8 protein-coding genes and 2 pseudogenes are annotated in these 21,343 nt (G+C 68.0%); 7 read left to right on the top strand and 3 right to left on the bottom strand.

The window, feature by feature from the left end; translation table 11 throughout:
- Positions 1-582, top strand: coding sequence for a hypothetical protein (locus AWW66_RS33560; protein ID WP_157527326.1), 582 nt, complete (start codon positions 1-3; stop codon positions 580-582).
- A gap of 105 nt (positions 583-687) precedes the next feature.
- Here AWW66_RS33560 and AWW66_RS09945 read toward each other — a convergent pair.
- Together AWW66_RS09945 and AWW66_RS33565 are read right to left on the bottom strand one after the other, a co-directional pair.
- A pseudogene (locus AWW66_RS09945) lies at positions 688-1,382 on the bottom strand (IS701 family transposase); the annotation flags it as partial.
- Between the two features lie 268 nt (positions 1,383-1,650).
- Positions 1,651-2,799, bottom strand: a complete 1,149-nt coding sequence (locus AWW66_RS33565) for a hypothetical protein (RefSeq protein WP_157527328.1) — start codon at positions 2,797-2,799, stop codon at positions 1,651-1,653.
- Between the two features lie 944 nt (positions 2,800-3,743).
- Here AWW66_RS33565 and AWW66_RS09950 point away from each other — a divergent pair.
- The 3 genes from AWW66_RS09950 to AWW66_RS09960 all read left to right on the top strand — a co-directional run bounded on the left by AWW66_RS09950 (position 3,744) and on the right by AWW66_RS09960 (position 13,872).
- Positions 3,744-6,992 (top strand): hypothetical protein, encoded by a 3,249-nt coding sequence (locus AWW66_RS09950; protein WP_211271898.1) that lies wholly within the window; start codon positions 3,744-3,746, stop codon positions 6,990-6,992.
- Positions 6,989-11,917, top strand: a complete 4,929-nt coding sequence (locus tag AWW66_RS09955; RefSeq protein WP_067363135.1) for a DEAD/DEAH box helicase — start codon at positions 6,989-6,991, stop codon at positions 11,915-11,917. The genes AWW66_RS09950 and AWW66_RS09955 overlap by 4 nt, the downstream gene beginning before the upstream one ends.
- A 260-nt stretch (positions 11,918-12,177) precedes the next feature.
- Positions 12,178-13,872 (top strand): hypothetical protein, encoded by a 1,695-nt coding sequence (locus AWW66_RS09960; RefSeq protein ID WP_245648114.1) that lies wholly within the window; start codon positions 12,178-12,180, stop codon positions 13,870-13,872.
- Between the two features lie 303 nt (positions 13,873-14,175).
- Here AWW66_RS09960 and AWW66_RS09965 read toward each other — a convergent pair whose 3' ends face one another.
- Positions 14,176-17,184 carry a hypothetical protein gene (locus AWW66_RS09965; protein WP_157527330.1) on the bottom strand — a complete coding sequence of 1,003 codons (3,009 nt, stop codon included), beginning with the start codon at positions 17,182-17,184 and terminating at the stop codon, positions 14,176-14,178.
- Between the two features lie 213 nt (positions 17,185-17,397).
- Here AWW66_RS09965 and AWW66_RS09970 point away from each other — a divergent pair, with 213 nt between their 5' ends.
- The 3 genes and pseudogenes from AWW66_RS09970 to AWW66_RS36385 all read left to right on the top strand — a co-directional run.
- On the top strand, positions 17,398-18,549 hold the full coding sequence (locus tag AWW66_RS09970; RefSeq protein WP_067363145.1) for an ATP-binding protein: 1,152 nt from the start codon (positions 17,398-17,400) through the stop codon (positions 18,547-18,549).
- Positions 18,550-18,599: 50 nt separating this feature from the next.
- Positions 18,600-20,498 (top strand): DUF2201 family putative metallopeptidase, encoded by a 1,899-nt coding sequence (locus AWW66_RS09975; protein WP_067363148.1) that lies wholly within the window; start codon positions 18,600-18,602, stop codon positions 20,496-20,498.
- A 497-nt stretch (positions 20,499-20,995) separates the two neighbouring features.
- Positions 20,996-21,214, top strand: a pseudogene (locus AWW66_RS36385) (helix-turn-helix domain-containing protein); the annotation flags it as partial.
- Positions 21,215-21,343 lie beyond the last annotated feature (129 nt).

Here is a 21,343-nt window from a genome sequence, read left to right on the forward strand (position 1 = left end):
GTGGGTGTTGCAAACGTGAAAAATGGGCCGATTTACGAGCTGTGCTCGATAGAGATTCCAGTAGACGTCTCTCGCCGTGCAAAACTGGTGCTGGAGGCTGGTGTTCCCGCTGACTTGCTGAATGGTTTCTACTCTGCCTTGCCGGTCGCTGAAATCGTGGCAACGAGATCCGGACGTGAACTCGTCGCCTTCGGGGTTTCTGGGTCAGACGAAGAGCGGGTATGTCTGGATACCAGCACCTTGAGTGTGGTTCATGTTGTCGACGTTGGTGCGCTGGACACCTCAATCTTCCACGTGAATCGTGACATGGTCGCGTTCAAGCGCTGTATCGAGGCGCTGACTGATGCGTTTCCATTCTATGGTGAGGGTGAAATCGGTGATGTTGAGGCAAGCTTCACTCAGTGGCAGGAAGCGGGATTCCGCGTAGCCGGTATTCTGATTTCGGTGGATCCGTCCTCACTCGATCCGTCAGTTCTTGAATCGGCGGATTTTCTCTCCGAGGGTGATACCTTCTGGCAAGACTTCCTCGAATCGGTGAAAATGGGCGACTGTTCCACGGAGCAAATTTTGGAGGATGAATAATAGCTGCTCCGTCGCCCACCGTGGTTGAGTAAAACGAAGTCCAGTCGTTCATGTCCGTGACGATCGCTCAGAAGGGCCTCCAGTCGTGGTGATACCCATGGTGGTGGTGATCATGTCGTCGTTGCGGCGGGTGGCGACTCATACGCCACGTCCCGACGTTCCAGCCACACGCGCAGGGACTTCGACTGCCCGTAGGCCTCTTCCATAGTCACCCACCCGATCGGCACTCCCGCGTCGAGGGCGCGGGCGAGCATGGTGCGGGCCATCTGCACCTTCGTGGCGAACTCCACCTCGTCAGGGATGCCGGCGGCCCGGCAGCGCTTCCGGTCGTCGGTCCACGACGCGGGTAGGAGAGCTGCCGGTCGATCAACGCCTGGCCCTTGGATGAGCGGTAGGCCAGGAACGCGCCGACCTGGCAGTTCTCCGTCCGCCCGGCGGTGCCGGAGTACTGACGCTGCACCCCGGCCGACCGGGTGCCCTTCTTCAGGAAGCCGGTGTCATCGACGATGAGCACCCCGGTGGGGGTCGCCGATGTGCTCGACCACATAGTTGCGCACGTCGTCGCGGACCGCGTTGACGTCCCAGTCCGCCCACCGCAACAACCGCTGCATCCCGTCCGGCGACACCTCCCCGGCCTGCTCAGCCAGGGTCCACCCGTTCTTCCGGTCCACGCCCGAGACCAGCCCACACAGGTACTGCCGCGCCCGCCGACGCGGCTCCGACCGGCGAAACCGCACCCCGATCCGAGCATGGAGCTGGTCCAGTTCCGCATGCCACCGGTCGACATCAACGTCCGTCACGAGCTGACCAACGAGCACGACCCGAAGACGATTCGCCTACTGCCGTTGCAGTACTAACTAGACTCACCGGCAGCCTAGTCTGCCCCGCCCGCAGGTGACGCCGCGAGCCACCGTACGGTCTACAACAGTTGACCAATCGTCCGAAGTGTCCTCCGAGCGCGCCGAATGCCTGACTGAGGTGCGTGTCGGGACCGAGTAGGGGATATGGCTCGTACGCCCTCGTCAGGCTCGACCACATGAGCTGCTACACAAGAACGGCTCAATGGGTTCATTGGTCCGTGGCCTCAAGCTCACGCTCGACAGCTTTGCCTGCCTCGATCTCTGATCGCTTACGCCAATCGAGCGCCACAAGGACACGGCCGGCTGCGGAAACTTCAAGGCCAATCTCCCGACTGCGGTACAGGCGGCTGCCGTCTGCAGTGTTGGTGGCCCGTCCCTCACGTTCAGGACTGACCGCGAGAAGCAGCCGTGGCCCCGGCACACCTGCGATGGTGGGAGCGTCCCGCCAACGCCCTCGCCACCGCGAGCTCATTCCCGAAACTGACTGACGGGGCGCCGTTTCCAGGAGCTGGTCTTCACGGTCTTCCATGGTGCGATCGATGATGCGCTGCTTGGCGGTCTGCTCCCGAGCTTTACCCGTAGTGCTGGTCCAGATGCCATGCACAGCTGCATTCATATACTTCTCTGTAAACTCGTCCGGAGTGGGATCGGTATCTCGGAATGTTTGCTCCAGGCGGTGCACCACCGCTGGGTCCGCGGACGGCGCAGCGGCATCCTCGCCAAAACGGAAGAAATCAATAGTGGTTCGGCTCTCCTGCATCCAACTCCACGCCATGGCTACTGGATCACAGCCGGGTCGCCGGCTCCAGTCAAGTAGCTGATCCAGTCGGTGACGTTGAGCAGTGGAGGTCAGGACGGTTTGAGGCGGGGGTCTACTCCGGCCCCGCGCCTCGCCGGCCAGAACCGCATCTTGGCCGGCGAAGCGAAGGTCAGGCCGAATGCCGCTCGATGGATACACTCGCTGAAGCTCTAATGGTAATGCGTCGAAATGGGCGACTTTACTCAGCTTGGGGTCCTCGTCCCGCACTACCGCAGTGAGTGCGCCAAGCGCCAGCACCTCTGTGACAAATCGCTGGATGTGCGACGATGAGCCGTCGAACGCTTCGTGCCGACGCAGAGCCGCGCCAGGTGGCGTGTGACCAAACAGCGACATGACGAGGGACATCTCGTGCTGCACCAAATCTGTCAACAGATACCCACGGTAGGGCACCGCTAGCGCGTTGACCCGCAGCACGTCGGCGAGGTTCAGCTCGAAGGGTCCACTATCGATGAACTCCACATCACCGGCCGCAACGGGGACACCCGGCGGTGGGGCGGACACGACAAACCGCCTCACCCTGACCTCGGCCATCATCATCCCCCTACTTGCCAGGCGAGAGACCCCTGTGTGGACGTATCCGGCTGGTGCGGTGCCACACTAGCTGATCATCAACGTCCGCGTGATCCCCGCGATCTGGCGCAAAGCTCAGAGTCAAGATCGAGTCAGTGTCGACTTGCCGGCGGGTCGAGTAGTGCTCGAGGTGGCGGCAGCGTCGGCCTCGGACGTGGTGCGGACGGCCGCTGCTTTGAACTCTGGAGGCATCGACCGGCGAGTCCCCGAAGGCCATTTCCGCGCTCGCGATGGTGTCGGTACTCATTGCCCCAAGAGGACGTACACACCCTGACCAGCAACTCCTGCGGTGGGTCAAGCGTCGGCGAGAGGCGAGCAGGAGCGGAGATGGCTGAGAGGAACCACGGAGCGAGCAATGAGGATCACGGGTCCGCCGCGACGGGGCTGTAATCCGACAACCATAATAGTCGTTGCAGGCGTGCCGTTCGCCTCGTTGAGTCTGGTAGAAACTCATATGGAGGGCGAATCACGGAGCATGGACGCTGGCGTTGGCCACGACACGACGCGTAGACGGCACCTCGCTGCGGGCACCGCGTCCGCCGGCCGCTCTAGGGTGGGTGGGCAACAGGGCCGCGCCGTGCTGATCGGTGGCGGTGGCGTGGCGGCGGTGGCCTGCATTTCAACCAACTGCCGGGGTCGGACCGTACCGGGCGGGCACGGAGTAGAGGCTCGCGTCCCCCAAGTGGGGCGGCGGTCGACCTGACCCGCCCACCGTCGTGGCCGACCGGGCCCACCTTGCTGGCCGATCAGGCGGGGTAAATGCCATGGCGTTCGCTTTGTCTTGAATCCATCGCAGCTCGCCTGCATAGTCGCCAGACGGCACCGACCCAGTTCGCATGAGGGAGACCGTGTCACACGCAACCGAGATACTTCGGCTTCGGGAATCCGAGTGGGCGCCGGCCCTGCGCGCGGTGTCGCTCGTCGCGGAGATCGACGCGCCGGAGGATCATGCTAAAGAGGTTATCCGCGCCCTGGGACGAGTGTTTTGGTACACCGCACCCCTCAACCGGCAGCGGTTACTCATCCGTCACTACCCCGCGTGCCTGGTCGTCGGCCTGGCCGGGATCGGTGCCGTCGGATACGAGCACGGCGACTACTGGAGCGCCGTCCACAACGAGGCGCCGGGCCAGGTCGACCAGACGCTGTGGGGGAGGGCCTTCCGCGCCAACCTCGATCACTTCCGGCTGGCCCGGTTCCATGGTCTGCCGCAGGTCAACGTCGGTGAGATCCTCATGCACGCCGGGGTCCCCGCATACTGCCTCGGCGACCTGCTGAATCTCCTCCTGCACCGCCAGGCCCGCGAGCCCGGACTCACCGGTGAGAGCTTCCTCGCCTGGGCGCTCGCGCCCGGCCGTGAGTCGCGCCTGAACGGGACCGACAAGCCGGTGCAGCGGTTCATCCAGCGCGGCGAGGACTACGCGGCGGACCTTGTCGACCGCTGCCTCGACCTGTTGGAACGGCTGCGGCAGCCGGGGTTCACCGCCGATGGACTCGGACTCTCCCCACACCTGGTTGCCAAAGCTCAGGCGTTAGCGGAGGCGGAGCAGCTCGACTGGACGGGCAGCTCGGAGCGCGTCGGATCGGCCGCGCAGGCGGCGCAGCAGCGGCCCCACCTGGAGTTGGAGCCGTTCGGCCGCGGCCTGCTGGTGTGGTTGCCGCCGATCCACGACGCACTGGACGGTCGCGTCATGTGGCAGTTGCGCTTCGATGGCGAGGTCCAGTCGGTCGTCAGCCAATCGCGTTGGCCTGGCACCAGCGAGACGGCACCGGCAACGGCGGTAGCCATCGCGCGCCCTGCCCGCCAGGTGACGGTGGAGTTGGCCGGCTACGACCAGGAGTACGAGCAGGATGTTGTCGACCCGCGGGATCCCCTGTTGGTCTTCACCGAAGACGGCCGACGGGTGCCGGCGACGGCCGGATTGCCGCCCGAGCCGGTCTGGTTGCTGTATCCACAAGAAAGTGACGGCGGTGGGCCGCTCGAGCTGCAGGTGGATGGCGACCTGGTCGACACGTACGACGTGCCGGCCCCGTACGGCTGGCTCGGCTGGACGCTGCGCCGCGCCGACCTTCGCCAGGTGTCGCAGCTGCGGCTTGGTGGCGGAACGGCCCGCCGGGTGAAGGGTGCCCGCCGCGCCCAGCTGCAGCTCGCCCAGCCGTTGCCGGGAGTGAGCAGCCTCGCCGGCGCACCGGTCATCGCGACGGCCCCACGGCTGACCCTGCCGACCGAGCCCGGCGTGAGCACCGACTGGTCGATCCGGATCCGTCGACCCGATTCCGGTCAGGTCCTGCACACCGAGAGCCTCTCCGCCGACCACGACACGACGGTTGACCCGTGGCGGGACCTTGCCCGCCCCTTGGTCGGCCCCTACGAGATCACTGTCCGAGGTCCGCTCGGCCGCGGCCTGGCCCGCACGCTCGAGTTCGGCGAGGGGTTGTCCGTCATCTCCTACCCCGCCTGGCGGAAGATCACGGCGGACGGACTGGAGCCGGCCACCGTCCGGGCCGACCCCACCCTGACCGGCCTATCGGTCACGCCCGCAATGACCCAGCTAGGCCCCACCGACACCGCTGTTGAACTGCAGCTCGACAGCCCGGGCGGCGCGACCACCGTGCGGGTAACGCCCGCCCACATGGCGCTTCAACGGCTTGGCGGAGGCAGCCGCGGCGAATGGACGCTGCAGCCACTGCGTCTGGACACCGAGACGATCGGTGAGGGCGAACTGCTGGTGCGGCTGCCGCGAGTGGCGGACGCGCGGCTGATCGTCCGTTCCGGGGGCCGCGAGCTGCAAACTGTTCCGTCTGGAGCGACCTACGGGCAGCCGATGGCCCGGTTCCCGCTCGCGGCCATCGCCGACACGGTCGGCGCTCACGGGCTCGCCCAGCTCGATGTCCGCTTTGACGGGCAGGACTTCCCGGCAGCGCGCTGCGTACCTCGACGCCTCGCCAGCGCGGTGCACCTCGAGGACGACCGGCTGGTGCTGGTCGACGGCGTGCGGGCCGAAGGGCTGACGGCCGCGCTGTACCAGGTGTATGCGCCGTGGGAACCGCCGTACCTCGCACGCCTTAGCGCCGACCTGGTCAGCGACCGGCTCCCCACGTGGGTTACCACGGCGGGTCCCCTCGTGGCGCTGCTGCGCATCGAGGATCCGTGGTTGCCGTCGGACTGGCCGGAGTGGCCCGGCCGCGACAACGCCTTCGACCTCGCCGAGCTGGAGTGGCAGCCGACCGGCCAGGACCCGGCGGGGGAGGCGGTATCGGCGTACCTGGCCGGAGCAGGTGCCCTGCCCGACCGACCGGACATCGCGCCCCTGCTGCTCGACCTCTACCCGCGTGCGGACGACCTTCATGCCCGAGGCGTCACGGCCAACATCCGGGGCGCCGCGGCGCTCCTGCGCCCGCATCCGGCCGCCGCGCTGGCCGCGCTGACCAAGCACCGCGCCTCGGCCGACCAGGTGGTCGCGCCCCTGGTGCACTCCGGTCTCATCTCCCTGCCTCCCGACAGTTACGTCAGTGCAGCCGACGAGGCGCGGCTATGGACGGCGAGCCCACTGGCCGCAATGCTCGCCTCGGCTCACCGGCTCCCTGACATCGCTTCTCAAGCCGATTTGCGCGAGCAGATCGCCGCGGTGTGCGGGGAGGTGGCAACGCACCTGCTCGCCGGCGGCCCCGATCCGCACGAGACGGTCGGCAGGTTTGACCAGTCGGCCGAGAGGTTCGCGCTGCTGCCAGCCGAGGAACGCGACCGGATATGGCGGGCGATGCGAGTCGTTCCCGGCGGCCTGCTCGACGCCGACGAACGGATGGCTGCGGCACGCCACCTGTTCGAGGTACGGGTGCGGCCCGGCCTGGGACGGCTCTCCAGCAACGCAGAGGGGCTGCTGCGCGCCCTGCAAAAGCCTTTGGCCGAGTGCGGCGGCCCGCGGGTGGTGGCCGCGCTACAGGCGCGCAACCCGACTCGAGGGTGGCTCGCTCTCCCCGCGCTGTCGCTGGCGTTCGCTTTCGTGGCGCGGTTGGCCGCCCGAGGGCACGCGGCCCCGGCCGGGCTGCTGCCACGAACCCTGCCTTCGCACGCGACGCTCGCCCGCAGCGCACCTCGTCTCGTGGCCATCGACCTTCTCCTCGCGGAGTTCCTCCTGACCGGAGCCGGAGCAGCCGAATGATCCTCGACCCCCTTGCCACCAGCGACGCGATCGTCTCCACCTACCGGCGCTATCTTCGTTCCCTCGTGGAGCCGAAGGATCCCCGGCTCGCGACCGCGCTCGAAGCTGCGATCGGCGACGCGATCAACCAGGAGATCACCAAGGGGCCACTGCTCGAGGCGACCCCGCCCTACGTCACCAGCGCCACACCCCGGCAGCTCATCGACGCGGGCGTGCTCGATCCCGGCATCGCCAGCCTGGGCGCCGGACTGGCCATGGACCGTCCGCTCTACCAACACCAGGAGCGGGCGGTCCGGAAGGCAACCGCAGGGCGCAACATCGTCGTCGCCACCGGCACCGGATCCGGCAAGACCGAGAGCTTCCTCATCCCCATCCTGAGCCGGCTGATGGCCGAACGTGCGGCGGGCAGCCTCGGGCCTGGTGTGCGGGCGCTGCTGCTGTACCCGATGAACGCGCTGGCCAACGATCAGATGAAGCGGCTGCGGGGCCTGCTCGCCGAGGCGCCGGACATCACTTTTGGCCGGTACACGGGTGAGACCCGCCGGAGTCGCCGGGAGGCCGTGGAGGTCTTCGAGCAGCAAAACCCTGGCGAGCGGCCGCTGCCCAACGAGCTGCTCAGCCGGGAGGAGATGCAGCAGCGACCGCCGCACCTCCTGCTGACCAACTACGCCATGCTTGAATACCTGCTGCTGCGGCCATTGGACATGGACCTCTTCGAGGGCGAACACGCCGGGCACTGGCAGTTCATCGTCGTCGACGAGGCGCACGTCTACGACGGGGCTCGCGGGGCCGAGCTGGCGATGCTGCTGCGCCGACTCGCCGACCGGGTGGATTCGGGCCGACCGGTGCAGTGCATCGCGACGAGCGCGACCGTCGGTAGCGACATGGGAGCCGTAGTCGACTTCGCTGCCTCCCTCTTCCCCGTCCCCTTCGAGTACGACCCCGCCGACGAAGCGAGGCAGGACGTCGTCACCGCCGACCGGGTCCAGCTGCCGCCCGGGCCCGAGTGGGGACCCCTGCCCGCCACGGCGTACGAGAAACTGCTAAACGCGCCGGACCCCGCCGGTGCCGTCGTGGCCCTCGCCCGCGAGCACGGGTACGCCGGGGACGACCCCGCCGAGGCGCTGGCGTACGAGCAGCGCGTTCGCCGGCTCAAGGCGCTGCTCGCCCACGGGCCGATACCGCTGCACGAGGTCGCCCAGGCCCTGTTCCCCAGTAGCGGCGCGTCCGCGACCGCGTCGATGGTCGCCCTGGCCAACAGCGTCCACGACAAGGACGGCACACCGGTGCTCTCCGCCCGCTACCACCTCTTCGCCCGTGCGACGGAAGGAGCTTTCGCCTGCCTCGGAGCCAACGGGCCGCACGTCAGTCTGACCCGGCACGAGCGCTGCGGCCGGTGCGGCGACGCCGCCTTCGAGTTCGGCACCTGCCGCCGCTGCGGCACCGTCTACTTGATGGGCACGCTGGAGCGGATCGGCACCTTCACCGTGTTCCGGTCCCGCCGCTCCCGCGACGAGCAGCAGGTGTGGATGGCGCTGGTCGACGACGTGGCGACCGACGAGGACGAGGAGATGTTCAGCGGTGCTGCCCAGGCGGCCGGCGAGCTGGGCGCGCTGTGCACCCGGTGCGGGGTGTTCCAGATCGGTAAGGCAGCCAACTGCCCGCGCTGCCCGGACGGCGCCGTGCGCGCGGTTCGTTTCCTACGGCAGCGCAGCGACGAGCTCACGGCCTGCCTCGCGTGCGGTGGACGCGGAGCCGGCCTAATCCGACTCTTCGCCAGCGGTAACGAAGCCTCCGCCTCGGTCCTGGCGACCGCCCTCTATCAGAAGCTGCCCGTGGCCTCCGATCCCGTCCAGCAAGGCCTGCGAGGCGGCGGGCGCAAGCTGCTGCTGTTCAGCGACAGCCGGCAGTCCGCGGCGTACTTCGCGCCGTACCTCGAAGACTCCTACGAGCGGGTGCAGCGTCGGCGGCTGCTCCACGAGGGTGCCGTCGCCGCTGCGGCGGCCGACGACGAGGTTCGCCTCACCGACGTCGTCTACCACACCTCCCGAGTAGCCGACCGGTACGGCATCTTCGAACGGCGGCAGAGCCGACAGGCTCGGGAGAGGCAGGTCGCCCTCTGGGCGCAGGTCGAGGCTGTCGGCGTTGACGAACGCAACTCCCTGGAGGGCAGGGGACTCATCGCCTGGGACATGTCCCGCAACCCTGCCTGGCTACCACCCCAGCCACTGCTTGCCCTCGGCCTCAGCGACGAGGAGGTCTGGGCGCTGCTCGCCGAGTTGATCCGATCGATTCGGCTCCAGGGCGCCGTCGGCGCCCTTGACGGAGTGGACCCCCGCGACGAGGCGTTCCAGCCGCGGCTCGGCCCGATCTACGTACGCGGCACTGGCTCCGACGCGCGCCGCAAGGTGCTCAGCTGGCTGCCGACCAGGGGGACCAACCGGCGGGCCGACTTCGTGACCCGCGTGCTTGCTCGGCTCGACCGGCAGGCGGACCCGATCCAACTGCTGGAGGGCGTGTGGCGCCTGCTGACCAAGGGGCCACAGGCCGAGTGGCTGATCGCCGGCACCGAAGCCGGCATCGGGCAGGTCCATCAGCTCGACTCCGCTTTGATCACCTGCACGCCTACGACCGGCGGCCTGACCATGTGGCAGTGCAGCAGGTGCCGCAAGCTCACCCCGTTCAACGTGCGCGCCATCTGCCCCACCATGGCCTGCACCGGCGATCTCGAACCGTGGACGTCGCCTGCGGTGGACACCGACCCGGACCACTACCGCAACGTCTACAGGGACATGAACCCAGTGCCGCTGCGCATACTCGAACACACCGCCCAGTGGACCAGCGAACGAGCCGCCGAAATCCAGCAGCAGTTCGTCCGCGGCGAAGTCAACGCCCTCTCCTGCTCCACCACGTTCGAACTCGGTGTCGACGTCGGCGAGCTGCAAGCCGTCATGCTGCGCAACATGCCTCCGACCACCGCGAATTACGTCCAGCGGGCCGGTCGGGCCGGCCGCCGAACCGATTCAGCCGCGCTCGTGCTCACCTATGCCCAGCGCCGCTCGCATGACCTCTCTCGGTTCGCCGAGCCCGACCGGATGATCGCCGGCGAGGTCCGGGCCCCGTACGTGCCTCTGACCAACGTGCGGATTGATCGGCGGCACGCTCACTCCGTCGCGCTCGCCGCATTCTTCCGGCACCAATTTCGGTCCCACGGCACCATCTGGCGAACGGCAGGGGAGTTCTTCCTGCCAGGTGACGACGGGATCGCCCCAGTCACGTTGGTCCGCGACTTCCTTAACCCAGTTCCTGGGCGGGTCACCGACTCGCTGCGGCAGGTGCTGCCGGCCGAGGTGCGCGACATCATCGGCGTCGACTCCGAAGAGTGGGTCGAGCACCTGGTCGACCTGCTGGAGTCGGTCCGGGCCGAGCTGCAGCAGGATGTCGACACGTACGAGCAGAAGCGGCAGGAGGCCTTCACCGCCCGCCAAGACGACAAGGCCGCGCGGTACGGCCGCGTGATGAACACGATCACTCGTCGCGAACTACTCGGGCTGCTTGCCAACCGAAACGTACTGCCGAAGTACGGGTTTCCCGTCGACACCGTCGAGCTGCGGCTGGCCTTCGCGGACGCCCCCATCGCAAAGCAACTGGAGCTTTCCAGAGACCTCTCGTCGGCCATCTATGAGTACGCACCCGGTGCGGAGGTCGTCGCCGGGGGACTGGTCTGGCAGTCGGCTGGCCTGTACCGGCTGCCCGGACGCGACCTTGAGCGACGCTACTACGCGGTGTGCGACGGATGCGGCCACTACCGCGACTCGATCGACCGCCTCGACCCGGAGTGCCCGGCCTGCGGCTCCGCCCTCGTCGGCGTACCCCGTCAGTACGCCATTCCCGTCTTCGGCTTCGTCGCGGCGCGCGGTACGGGCCGGCGGCCCACCAGCGCGCCGCGCCGGGCCTGGCACGGCGCAACCCATGTCGTGTCTCCCGGCGCGGAGCTCTACGCGGACAAGTTGGACCTCGCCGGAGGCGCGATCACCATCCGGGCCGGTGCCCGTGGCGAGCTGGTGGCAATCAGCGACGGTGCGATGGGACGCGGCTTCCTCGTTTGCGCGACCTGTGGCTTCGCCGGCCGGGCTATCGACGGTCGGGTTGATCACCAGAGTCCGCTCAGCGGCCGCGAGTGCCGTGGCCGCATGGAGAACTTGTCGCTGGCCCACAAATATCAGACGGACGTCCTCGACCTGAGCTTCGATGGTGCCATCGTGGTCGGAGTCGAGGACAACGCCTGGCGATCGGTCGCGTACGCACTGGTGGAGGGGGCGGTGCGCGCGCTCGAGATCTCCCGCGACGACATCGATGCGACGGTCTACCGAACCGAAGCCGGCCGCAGCGTGATCATGCTGTACGACACCGTGCCCGGGGGAGCCGGCCACGTCCGGCGGATCGCTGAGCGGCTGCGGGACGTACTCAACCATGCCCTGCAGCGGGTCCGCGACTGTGAATGCGGCCCGGAGACCAGCTGCTACCGCTGCTTGCGGGTGTTCCGGAACGAGCGTCACCACGAGCAGTTGCGTCGCGGCGTGGCGGCGGACGTGCTCAGCCGCCTCCTCGGCAAGCACGACCAAGCGCCCGTCGGGGCGCTGCGGGTCTCGCTCTCGGACGTCGGGCCCGCCCTTACCGCGACTCGCCGATTCCTGGTGACGGAGGCGCCCGGCGAGATCTTCGAGCCCGTCACCTCCGGACAACTCGACCTTTACGAAGGTCGTGTCGTCCTCGCCCGCCGTGACGGCGACGCCGCGGTAGGGCGGCTCTGGCTCCAACGCGATGCCAACGATGTGGTCGGGGCGGGCCTGCAGCCGATAGCCGGAGCGCCGTTGGGCGACGGGGCAGACGATCTCATGCTGATCGGCGTCGCTGTGTGGTGATGTGGAGCTGGCTATTGCTCCGCATACCCCTTCTGGTCACCGCCTCGGGTGGCCCCCGCAGAGCGTGGTGACTTCGATCACCGACACCCGCCGATGCAACTCAACTGGAGAGGTGGTCGAGTCCTATGGGGCGATCGGCTAACAGAGAGGTAGCCGGCGTTGATGCGCCGCGGCCGAAGGTATGTCGCATCGCCTCGGAGGACGAGGCCAGCGAGCTAGCGCACCGGTTGTTGGTGCCCGGGCGGCGGTGGCCGGTCGTCGTGCTGACGATTCCGGCGGGGTATGACCAGCCGTTCGGTGATCCGGACGAGATCAAGCAGGCGGTCGGCGACCTGGCCGAGGTGGTGCTGATGCCCACGAGCGACGTCTCGTGGGCATTCTCGCGCGTGATGCCCACCATGACACAGGTGTACGGCGGCGCGGGTCGGGTGTACCCGGTCGATCATGCCTGGGTTTCTGACCCTGGGCGTAGCAGGTTGCGGTTCGCCTACTCGCCAGACGACCGTAAGCGCATCACCGATCAGTTGATCAGCGATGCGCTGCAAGCGGCCATGGCAGCTGGACTCGTCGAGCCCCGCCCGCGTTCGGAGTCTCAGCAGCGGTCGGGACGGGTGCAGGGCGTCATCGGTTCGCGGGCGCTGGTCACATTGGAAGACATGTCGGCGGCGACGGTGTGGGAGGAGTTGACCCTTCCCGGCGTGACGCTGGACCAGGTGCTCGTCAAGGGGCAGTCAGTCGCGGGCAGCTACGACCGGGACTCGCGGCGCCTGGACGTGCGGGCCGCGCTGCGGTTTACCGACCTCGCCAGCGCCCTGGAGGGAGTGAACGAGGCGTACGAGACCGGTGACGCGGTTCTGGCTGAGGTGGCCGCGGTAACCGATGACGCGGTCACCGTGCGGCTGCTGCCCGGCCTCGCGGTCGAGGTCGGCCGGGAGGCGGTAACCACCAACCCCATCGACACGCTGAGCGGCCTGTTCAGCGTCGGCGAGATCGTCACTGGCCGCCTTGTAGCGCTTGAGCCGCTGCGGATGCGGTTGGATGATGTCGATGACGAAGAGCGGCCGAAGCCCGCGCCGAGTCTGCTTGCGGGCGGGCCGCCGTGGCTGCGTCCGCCCGCCCCGCAGCCCCCGGCGGTGGCGGCGCCTTCGCCCCCGGCGCACTCACCGCCGTTGGCGGCGCCACCGTCACCAGGTGTGCGGAATGTGGCGCCGCGGCAGCCGACGCCGTTGGACCTGGTCCGCCTGCTTTCGCCGGCGCAGCAACCGGTGATGGCGCGACCCACCGAGGCCATGCCGGTATGGGAGCAGGCGCGTGTCGCACAGCTGAGCAACGAGCTGGCGGCCGAGCGGGCGACCCGCAAGGCCCTCGCCGACGAATTGACGGGTCTACGAGGCCGAGCCGCTGAGCTGGAAGCTGAGTGCGCGCAAGCGACTCGGTCCATTGGACAGCTACAGACCCGCTACCGCGGCGCCGACCTGGCTCGGCAGCGGCTGATCAAGCAGCTCAAGAGCGCGCAGAGCCGCGTCGACCAGCCTGCGACTGCGGGGGAGCCGCTCTTCCTCGATCCCGAGGAACAGTTCCGCTACGAGGTCACCTGTGAATGGGCGCAGCGCGTACCCGCCGCCGAGAAGGCGGCCAAGCCGCTAGCCACGTACGTCCTAAACCCGGATTTCCTCGACTCCGTGGAGAAGCTTGAGGGCATCAGCCGGGCAAAGGTCGTAGCGGTCGTGGTCGAGGTGCTCACCGGTCAGGCCCAGCACCTCGCCGGGCGCGACGCGCACCAACTACGCACCGGCGAGGCCGGCACCTCATACGTCCGCCGCCCCGACGGCGCGACCTGCTGGCGGGTAGCGCTACAACGGGAATCAGCCGCCGCTCGCCGGCTGCACTACTGGCGTACCCAAGGCGGCTACGAGCTTTCCCGCGTCGTTCTCCACGACGACTACCGTCCCTGATGATCGGTGCCACCACTCTCACCAGGACGGACGGGCCCCTGTCGGGCGCCGGCGCCGGTCATAGGTCGGACACAGCCGGAAGACCCTGCGGTGTGGGGGGAAGTCGACGCCTCATTTCCAACGCGCAGCAGCGCCACCAGGACGATGACCCGTGCACGTGTGGGCAGGAAGCGGTCGCGCCTTTGGGGGTGACCCTGCGCTTGAGTGGAAGAGAGAGCCCAGGTCAGGACGGAGACGATTCGCGGCTACCACCGATGGCGCGGCGGTGCGGCTCGTTGGCTGCCATGCCGCGGGGCGGCCTGTTCATGCTCCCTCCTTTGAGTAGTAGAGCAGCCGATTGGCGACTTCTCTGGCCTTCTGGGGATACCCGTAGGCGTTCGGGCCGTAGCCCAGGTTGGGGATTACGTACTTGACCGGATCCGACGCCAGACCGAGCGCGGTTCCGAGACCCTTGACGACCTTGGGCGGGACGCCGGCGTCCTCGTAAGCACCGATGTGCCGCGGCGGCAGGCCGGTCGAGCGCCATGTCAGGAACCTCTTCAATGTCATGGTGGTGAGCCCATACTGCAGGTAGGTGTCGCCGGTAATGCCGGCCGCCGCCCAGCCGGCGATGTCGTGGTCGGCGACGGTGCCCTCGCGTAGGCGGTCCAGCCATCCTGCGACGTCCTCAACCGGCACGTCGCGGGCCTGCCAGGCAGCGACGCCGTCCGGCCCGACGCCGTGTCGGTCAAGCGCTGCGGCGGCGTCGGCGCTGACTTGTGGGTAACTGGTCCAGCGGAGGCAGCCAGCCAGATCCTGCCTGCCGTACCAGGCGGCGATCCGCTCGGGTGGGACACCGGCTTGCGCCCACACGCTGGCCTGGTCGGGACTCGGCCCCTGTTCCAGCAGCGGTGCGACCTGGTGGACGGTGTGGCCGGACGTCAGCCACCGGTATGCCAGCCACACTGTGCGGTACGACTCGATCAGCGACACTCGCCTTCGGTAGTCGCGTTCTGGTGCGTCCGGCAGCGGCCCGCAAGCGTGCAGCGAATTCTCGACGGTGTAACAGGCCAGCTGTTCACCGGAGAGGGCGGCCAGGAATTCTTCGTGCTCGCGCTGATGCTCGTTGTGGTCGGCTAGTACGACCCGGTTGTCGATGATGCGCACCTCATGGGTCGCCCAGTTGCGGTGCGCTCCGTCGGTGGATTGGCCGCAGCCCACGGTCAGCGGGGGCAGTCCGACCGCCACCCAGGACATGAATTCGTCGGGTGATCGAGGACATCTGCCCGGCTCCACTGCGGTGATGGCATCGGCCAGCACCGCCGGCAGAGTCTTGTACCAGTTGACCTCGGGGGTAGCGTCCTGGGTTCGTGGACCGGTCGTGGCCAATCGGCGCAGGTCAACGGTCATCGGGGTGCCGTGCCGGGCCGCCAGCTCTTCGGTGAGCCGGGTGATGGTGGCGATGGTGTTGCGGTCGAGCCGCTTCCGACAGGCGTTGGTGCGCTGGAGGCCGATGTGTTCGACGTCGTCGAGCCGAACCGTCCCGTCGAAGTGATTGGTTAGGGCGATCGACGGGCGATTGCCGGGTGAATTGTCGTCCACGGTCAGCCGGAAGACGTCGACCGTGCACAGCAGCACGGCGAGCTGGGCGGCCCGCCAAGCGTCCGCGATCGCCTCGTTCGCTCGAGCCGCCGGAGGTAGCCGGAGTTCTCCCAGGCGATAGCGGTCGACGCGCCACAGCAGTCGAAACAGGCGGCGTGCGCCGTGGGCGGTCAGCGTCGCCTGGTAAGTGCGGCAGTCGTCCGGCGTAGTGACGGTTATCCAGTCGCGACGTAGAAGCGTCCGCAGGCTCTCGCCGGCCGTTCCCGCCACGCCGGTCACATCGGCCTTAAGCATCGCCAGCGCGGCGTCGAGTTCTTCGTCGCTGACCCAATCGCGCGGACGCTCGCCTGTGGTGTCGCCCAGCAAAGCCCGCTGTGCCACGGCACTCCATCCCGCAGCCGACCGTGTGCCGTCGTGACTGGCGATGTCGGCGTCCAAGGCGGCCGTTCCCTCCGCGCTGAGGTGCGGTGACCGCTCCCAGGCTAGGCAGGCCGCTAGGTCCCGGCGGCCGTACCAGGCTATGACCCGATCGAGGGGCACGCCCGCGTCAACCCATTCCCCGGCTTGTTCCGGGCTCGGCCCGTGCACGAGCAGCGGCTCGACCCTCGCCAGCGAATGGCCGTGACGCAGCCACCGGTAGGCGAGCCAGATCGTGCGCAACTGCTCGGCCCGCCGCGCCTGACTGCTCGATAGGTGCGATCCAGGATGTTCCTCGGAATACCGGCCGGCGCGCCGCCCAGAACGAGTCAGCGGCCCGGCGCTGCGTAACGTGTCCGCCAGCGCGTAACACGCCAGGAAACGGCCCTGCCCGGCCGCCGTTGCCTCCTCGTCAGCACGGTCGGCACCGTCGTGGTGGGTCACCACCGTGTCGGCGACGACGCGCACCTGGTGCATGCTCCCATCGTGGGCTTTGCCGCCCGTGGGGTATCCGCAGCGGGTCTGCACCGGCGGCAGGCCCTGCTCCACCAGAACCACGACATCCCGGGCGCAGGTCACCCGCGTGTGCGGCGCGACGACGGCTACCGCGTCGGTCACCACAGCAGGTAGAGGTGCGTCCGGATCCGGCACCGCCCAGGTCAGCTGCGCCGGGCCCGGCTTCGCCAGCGTGGGGACTTTCGCGCGGGACGGGCGTGCCCGCGGCACGGCGATCCAGCACACGGGTCCTGGCTCGGCGCTCTGTCGCGGACTCGGACCCTCGGCTAGGACGTGGGGCTGCAGGGTACGCAGGTCATGCCCAGCGTGCATCCACCGGTACGCCAACCAAATCGTGCGTAGGTTCTTGAGACGTTTGGCCTGATCGCCGCCGATCCGCCGGCCTCGCGCCGCCGCTCCGGTTAGCGGACCATTGCTGCGCAGCGCTTCCTCCATGGCGTAGCAGGCCAGGTGCCTGCCCGCAGCGGACGCGGCCGCCAACTCCGTGTCCCGGCCCCGGACATCATGGTGAGCGAACGCCACGGTGTCGCCCACGATCTGAATCTGGTGCATGACACCGGAGTTGTGGCCCTTGGCGACCACGTAGTCGCACCACGTCCACGCTGGCGGCAGCCCGGAAGTCACCCAGGCGAGGAAATCCTCGTCCGAGCCGGGTGGTCGGCGGGAGCCAACTGCGGCGATCACTGTGAGCGCGGACGCCAGCACTGGTGGAATCGTCGCCATCCACCTCTGACTGTCGAACTCGGCAGTGCCACCCGACATGTTCGCCTGCCCCCACCCGTCCTGCCGATCACGCACCAGTCGAGACTAGCCATTCAGATTATCGATGCCGTCTACTGGTACGCGAGGACTCGGACAGGGTCACACAGCGGGTGCCATACGCCCTGCCGAGTCCGCGACTCACCTGCCTCGGTTCTTGGACCCCGACGCGGGACGGCTGGGGGCCGTTGTTCCGCCGGAGAACCTTCCGCCATGATCTTGGCTAGCGCAGAAGCGAGGAGATCCGACAGCATGAACCAGCACTACGCAGACACGATCACGGCGCTCGGCGTCGCGCTGCTTGCCGATGTTCCCGTGGTGCTGTGGGGTGATCCTGGCCAGGGTAAGAGCAGTGTCATCGAGGGGTTGGGTGAGGATCTCGGGGTCCACGTGGAGACCGTCATTGCGTCGCTGCATGAACCGACTGACTTCGGTGGCATTCCGGCGATCGACCCTGTGGCCGGGACGGCACGCAAGCTTCCACCAGACTGGGCCAAGCGGGTCGTGGAGTTCGGTATGCAGGGCAAGGGGAGCATCGTCTTCTACGACGAGATCAGCACCACCCCGCCAGCGACCCAGGCCGCGTTGCTGCGGCCGATTCTGACTGGTTGGGTGGGCGACATCAGGCTACCGGCGAGCACCCGCAGCGTCGCTGCTGCGAATCCGCCGGACATCGCCGCCGACGGCTGGGACCTGGCGCCGCCGCTGGCGAATCGTCTCTTGCACCTGGAGTGGGCGCTGCCCGCCGACGTGGTCCGCGACGGCTTCACGATTGGCTGGCCCAAGGTGACCATTTCCCGGGTGGACGACCGAGCCGTCCAGGACGGCTTTGCCGAGGGCAAGGCGCTGATCGGCGCGTTCCTCAATGCCCGCCCGGAGTTGGTCACCAAGATGCCTGCCTCGTCCGAGGACGCTGGTCGTGCCTTTCCGACGCCGCGGAGTTGGGAGATGGCGGCGAAGCTCTATTCCACTGCGAAGGCGGCAGGCTGCAACGACACGGTGGTCGTCATGCTCCTCAATGGAGCGATCGGTGTTCCGGCCGCGGGCGAGTTCACCGAGTTCCTCCGGAAGCTGGACCTGCCTGACCCGGAGGGCCTCCTGCACGACCCTGAGTCGTATGTGGTTCCGGTCGCTCGAGGTGACAAGGTCTTCGCGACGGCGGCGTCGGTGTTCACTGCCATGTCCCGGGAGATCACCGGGGAGCGTTGGCTGGCCTGCGGCACAATCCTCGCGAAGATCGCTGACGCCGGTCTTGCCGACATGGCGTTCATGTATGCGCGGCGGTGGGCGCAGAACGATGTACGCCCGAGGGGTGCACTGCCAACGCAGGAGCACATGCGCGCACTCGCGCCGATCCTCACTGAAATGGGGCTGCTGACCAGAGGCGTTGCAGCGCCGGCCTGACCTGGCCGAGCCATCGACATGACGTAGGCACGCTGGACGGGATCGCACTCATGGCAAATGTCAGCAAGGACGCCGCGCTACGGCTGGCCGCTGGCCGCGCCGTCGCGGGGGAAAAGTTCCCATACCTGCGCACAGCGCTGTTCGCCATGGCCCCAGTCATTACCGGCGCGGTGAAGACGTGCGCGGTGGACCGGCGCTGGCGCATGTACGCGAACCCCGACTTCGTGCTCAACCTCACCGTCGAGGAGGTGGCGGGAGCATGGCTCCACGAACTCGGTCATGTGATCAACAAACACGCCGAGCGGTGGACGTTGCTCATGGCGCCGGAGAGGCACCACCCGCTATACAACACCGCCAGCGACGCCGCCATCAACGAGACACTGCGTGACGCCGGCACCGTGCTGCCTCCCACAAAGGCATACTTCTGGGAGCACATCCCCGGCGCACGCCGCGGCATGACCGCAGAACAGATGTACCGGCTCCTGCTCGACACCCCCGCCGCCACCGAGCTGACCCGCCATGAAGCCGATCTCGTCCTGCTGCCGGACCGGCTCCGTGCAGGCCACGGCCCGGGAACGAAAATCGCTGCCCGGTCCCGGAGGGGAATCTTCGCCGGACACACGACGGTGACGATAGTCGACGACGGCGGGCGCACGGTCTTCGAGGAGCCGAGCGCGAAGGTCCACGACCTCACCACCATCTCCTTCGACCTGAGGCGGAGCCTGCCCGGCGGCATCTATGAGGTGTCGGTCACCTGCGGCACTGACAGCGCGCAGGCGCGGCTATCGGTCACGGCACCGTCCATCACCCTGCTACCGGATAACGTCGTACGGGGTTACCGAGTACCCTCCAAAATCACGATTGCGGGCGACGACACCCGGTTCGCCGACGGTTTGGCCGTCGCCGTCCTCGACGCCGACGGCAAGGTGATTCCCTCGGCGGTGACCGAGGTGCAGGTGGTCTCCGCACAGCACGTCGACTTCCGGCTCGCAGCCGTGCCGGACGGTCTCTATACGGTTCGAGCCACCACCAGCCGCGAGGCGTACGAAGCTGCGCTACCTGTGGGGGTTCCGGGAACGACGAACGGCGTGAGTGACCTGGACGGCACCGACGCGTCAGACCCGCAGGAGAGCAACGTCAACCGTGGCGAGCTTGGCCAGGAGAACCAGGGTGACGGCAACGGTGAACAACGCGACGACTGCGGCTCAGGATCGGGCGGCAGCCAGCGGCCCTGGGAGAAGGACGGCCCTGGTGACGACGTCGACGACGGGAGTGTCAGCGAAGGTCGGGCCGAGATGATCCGTCGCCAGGTCGCCAAGGAAATTAAGACCCACCAGCAGGGTATCGGCAACGTACCAGCCGGCTGGCTCCGGTTTGCCGACGAAGTCCTCACACCCAGAGTCGATTGGCGCAGAGAGCTGCACAGCGTGGTCAGCCGCGCCAGGGCCACAATCGCCGGCCTGCGAGATTACACCTTCGCTCGTGTTTCGCGCCGCGCCAGCTCCACGCCCGGTATCGCGCTGCCGGCGATGCGGCAGCCGCGTCCGCCTCGCCTAGACATCGTCATCGACACCTCAGCCTCGGTCTCTAACCGCATGCTCGCCCAGGTCAAGGCCGAGATCAAAAGAATCGTCAAGCACATGCGGGGCGAGAACGTACGGGTGTTCTCCTGCGACGTGGCCAGCACTTCGGCCCGGCGGGTGCGCCGCATCGAGGACATCGAGTTGGTCGGCGGCGGAGGCACCGACATGCGGGTCGGTCTCGCCGCCTCGGCAGCGCTGCGGCCCAGGGCCGACATCGTCATCGTGGCGACCGACGGTGACACGCCATGGGACGACATCCCGCCAGACAGAAACCCGCAAGCCCGCTACGTCACCCTGCTACTGGACGGCGACCGCGACACGGTTCCACCCTGGATGCGCAAGATCATCGTGGCGGAACCGGACTGACGGGACGCAATGCGTCGGCCACGGCGCGCAGGCTCTCCGCGTACCGCAACGTGCTCCGCTCGTAGCCAGTTCTGCAGGGGCTTGTGGACGCCCGCTGCATAGGTCCATGGCACGCGCGACGCGACGCCGGACGACTGCAGCAGATCAACACCCACTGGCTGCTTCACACCACTTCGACGTGGGTGGCGAGAAACCTTGGCTACGCCATCACACGGGCCTACGCCGGCAGCCAGCGGTGGCGACGCCGGCACGACCGCCATCTACGTCGGCGCGACCATTCACGAGGCGGCCGCAGCGCTTGTGGCGCTGACCAGCGAACCGCATCCGCTTGCAGGACTGGAGGCCGGAGCGGGTCCTGGCGGGTGACTCTGGGCCCACCCCGGCCGGTGCACTGCCTATTGGACCTGATGAGCATCAGTGCAGGGCTACAGAATCTGAAAGGCCAGCTTGGTCCACTGTGATGCGTGGTCTCGCTGGTTGCGGGTAGGTCGATGAGTATGAGGTATCCCGATGGTGGTGGTCTGTCCGCCCGGGGGCGGGCCAAGCGTGAGGCGGTGCGGCGGCAGGCCGCCGGGTGGTTCGCCGACGGGGTGTCGGTGCCGGAGATCGCTGCGCGGCTTCGGGTCTCGCAGACCGCCGTGTACGGCTGGCGGCAGCAGTGGCGGGCCGGAGGTGAGGACGCCCTGGCATCGAAAGGGCCCGGTGGTTCCCGGTGCCGCCTCGACGAGCCTCGGCTGCGGCGTCTGGCCGACGCCCTGGATGAGGGGCCGTCCGCGCACGGGTTCGGTGACGATCAACGCTGGACGTTGGCGCGGGTGTCGGACCTGATCGCCCGCCTGTTCCAC

It is taken from the genome of Micromonospora rosaria (genome assembly GCF_001567585.1).
In the GTDB taxonomy this organism is placed as follows: domain Bacteria; phylum Actinomycetota; class Actinomycetes; order Mycobacteriales; family Micromonosporaceae; genus Micromonospora; species Micromonospora rosaria.

Coding starts and splice junctions, on each gene's coding strand:
- AWW66_RS33565 (WP_157527328.1), bottom strand. CDS start 2,799: ATGATGATGGCCGAGGTCAGGGTGAGGCGGTTTGTCGTGTCCGCCCCA.
- AWW66_RS09970 (WP_067363145.1), top strand. CDS start 17,398: ATGAACCAGCACTACGCAGACACGATCACGGCGCTCGGCGTCGCGCTG.
- AWW66_RS09955 (WP_067363135.1), top strand. CDS start 6,989: ATGATCCTCGACCCCCTTGCCACCAGCGACGCGATCGTCTCCACCTAC.
- AWW66_RS09975 (WP_067363148.1), top strand. CDS start 18,600: ATGGCAAATGTCAGCAAGGACGCCGCGCTACGGCTGGCCGCTGGCCGC.